This is a genomic window from Psychrobacillus vulpis, from assembly GCF_006861825.1.
In the GTDB taxonomy this organism is placed as follows: domain Bacteria; phylum Bacillota; class Bacilli; order Bacillales_A; family Planococcaceae; genus Psychrobacillus; species Psychrobacillus vulpis.
The window spans coordinates 1-3350 of record NZ_VDGI01000049.1 but is presented as its reverse complement, the minus strand read 5'-3'; the positions used below and the strand labels follow the sequence as shown (position 1 = coordinate 3350).

General features: G+C 34.4%; 2 protein-coding genes. Both read right to left on the bottom strand.

Annotation, left to right across the window (positions count from 1 at the left end):
• Positions 1-404: 404 nt before the first annotated feature.
• Positions 405-2423 carry a S9 family peptidase gene (locus FG384_RS19330; protein ID WP_420849986.1) on the bottom strand — a complete coding sequence of 673 codons (2019 nt, stop codon included), beginning with the start codon at positions 2421-2423 and terminating at the stop codon, positions 405-407.
• A 108-nt stretch (positions 2424-2531) separates the two neighbouring features.
• Positions 2532-2732, bottom strand: coding sequence for a hypothetical protein (locus FG384_RS19325; RefSeq protein ID WP_142644319.1), 201 nt, complete (start codon positions 2730-2732; stop codon positions 2532-2534).
• Positions 2733-3350 lie beyond the last annotated feature (618 nt).

Here is a 3350-nt window from a genome sequence, read left to right as displayed (position 1 = left end):
CTTTCTGCCGTGCTTAAAGCATCAGCCCTCTCGTTTTACTAACATTATGGAGCTCAATCCCTTCAACCAGTTGGCTTTCGGCCCGCCACCTAACTGTCTACGCTTAAAGGCTAATGTTACCAGTAGCACTCCAAGACTCGCTACGAGTGAATGGCTAGTTCTTTCTCGGCGGGAATCCCACCCGCTATATGATACGACCTAAGCTCGGCCGCACAAGCACCCGTTAGTTGAACAAGGAAGTTCCATAACGTTGCTATAAAATTGTAAGTCAATGTAGTTGCTAGAGTATTATACAGGAAATTAATGGAAATCATAGAGCTACAATCACAGGATAAATAAGACAGAAGCATCCTCATGAAGACTGTTTCACCCTTATGTATCCTGTGAGGATATCTATTTATTAATCATAAAACCCTAAAATCTTTCATACTTTCTCCAAGAATATAGTGGGAAAACCACATCAAATTCTGCTTCATAATAGCCACATTAATTCCTGGCTGGTCAGGACTATATGCCATTCCTTTAAAAATAATTAATTCTGTATCAACTTCCATATCCCTTAATCCTTGATATAGCTCATATGCATTTGGAGTTGGAATCCTTGCATCCATTTCGCCATGTTGGATTAAAGTGGGAGTACAGGCTGATTTAATATATGTCATTGGTGATGTTTTAGTATATATCTCTGGATCATTCCATGGATTATTTCCTAAATACATCCTAATAAAGTAAGGTATATCTGTATTTACATAATGGGTACTCCAATTAGTAATTCCACCTCCAACTGATATAGCTTTAAATCTACTACTAAATGTAGAACAGAAAGCTGATATATATCCCCCGTTGCTCCATCCCATAACTCCTACCCTATCTTTATCTGCAATCCCTTTGTCAACTAGTTTATCCACTCCAGATATAACATCATCGTAGTCAGCAATTCCCAGTTTTCTATAGTTTGCTTTTAAGAATTTATTACCATAACCAGAACTTCCCCTGTAGTTTGGTTCTAAAACTATATAGCCTTTTTCGATAAACTGTTCAATCGGATATTTCTCATTAAAACAGTCTGAAAATATTGGAAAGGATGCCCAAGCCGGTCCACCATGGATTACCACTAATAAGGGATACTTTTTATTTGTGTCAAACTCTACTGGGGTTGATAAAACTCCCTCTATTTCAAGACCATCACTACTTTGCCATGAGATTATTTCCCTGTTACTTTTAAGCTTTCCTTTGAAAAAGCTATTTTCATTCGTTATTTTTTTATCGTCTAAATAGATTTCAAAGGTTTCATTTGTTATAGCCTTATTATAGGATATATGATTTCCATCCCTTGTTATAGAAGCATCCATTATAAAGCTATCTACTTTTTCGCTTAACATTTCCACAGTGCCATTCTCAGATAACAACCCAATAAGATAATTAGTTTTATTCTGCCATCTAATTAAAATTCCTTTAGCTGTCCACCGTAATGGAATAACCGTACTATCAAAATCTGTTAAAGGTTGAATTCGCTCTCCATTATTAATATCATATATCTCTAGTGTACTGTCTTGTATATGGGTCTTATAGTAATCCTTCTCCATTATGCTTGCTGAGTAACATATTTCGCTGCCTTCAGGAGAAAAACAAACGCTCCCTCCCAACAACTTGTCTATATTCATCTTTTGTAGCTCTCTAGCTTTAATATCTAGTATGTATAGATCTCCATTAATATAATCTCCCATATTTGGGCTTGGTGTAGCCATAAATACAACCTTTTTCCCATCATTTGAAATATCAAATTCATGGATATGAAAATCCTTACCATCAGTTAGTTGATAAACAACGCTATTTTCGTGTTCATCTTTATCCTTACCAGCACTATCAGAATTTCCTGGGCGTTCATATTTATCATTTTGTATCACTTTTTCTATTTCAATGTAATATAAACAATTATTTTGGTATTCCTTACCTATATGATGGAAATCTCCATATAGTTCCTTACGTTTCTTTATCGCCTCAGATTCTTTTGAGTGTGCAACATAATAAAAACCCTTGCCAGTAGGCTCCCATTTGAATTTACTGACCCCTTCTTTCTCATCAGTAATTTGAACCCCACTATAACTATCTATTGACTTAACAAAGATCTGATTTTTCTTATTATCCCCGTCACCAACTGGGCTAAGGTATGCGATATCTCTAGAATCTGGAGACCATAATGGGTATGTACTATCTATGTCCCTAGTTGTTAATGGGTAACACTGCCCCTTATCTTTTTCATATATCCATACATGATTCCTATATTTATTGTCTTTCCAGTTAGCTGTCTTCTTGACAAATGCTACGTTTTTGCCATCATCACTTATGTTTGTACCTGATAAGGTTGGTAATGAAATAATCTCTTCTATATTTAGATATGTTTTTTCATTCAAAATAAACACTCTCCTAATTATAATCAAATAGGCATAATCAAAAAATTAATTTATCATTTCTTGTTGCAAACTAATTAATGACATAAAATTCTCTGCAAGAACAGTTATTAAATTAATTCACCATAACTCCATTTGTTCAGGATAGCGAGTTTTATTATATTGTTTAACAAATAAACCTCCTATTTCGGTTTTTATTTTCCATTTCAAATTCATATAACCTAATTCAATTTGAGAAAAATCTAGAATATTAAACCCTAATATAATAGTTATAGCTTCAAAAATATCATCCCTAACATCCTCATTAGTAAAACAGGTCATTAGAAGTTCCCCCTTTATCTCTCCGCGAACTATAATTCACATCTTTTTCTACTAAATTGCTTTGGATAAATCAGGCTTTCGTTCATATTCTATTTATTCTAGAAATCGAGATAATACTCCTTCTTCAACTAAACTGCTGCGTTAGGTCAATAACGAATTTAGCATTGAACTATGTTTAATAAATGGAATCCCAAAACCTATCACTCTTCATATCTTCAACTACTTTTTTAAATGTATTTAAAATCTGTTCAACATTTTTATCACTAAATATAATCATTTTAACTGGTAAGATACTTGTAGTACCACCATATTTTGAACAAGGAAAAATCCTTATTTGAGAAGAATCCTCCCAAAGAAACGCCTCAATCAGCCAGTGTGTAGCATAAGGGTAGTCAGGGGTTATTTCATCATTAGTCAGAGCAAACTTATCCCTTTCTCCAATCGGTAAAAACTCATATCTTATACACCTAATGCCTTTTCTTTTAAATCTCTGGATCTACGTCAATATCTTGGACACAAAAAAGTTAAGTCCGTTTCAGAACGGCATCCATTCATGAAGCGTCCTGCATCCAGCGAAACCAGTCAAGTAAAGAACGTACTTGACAGCTTTCGCTGGAT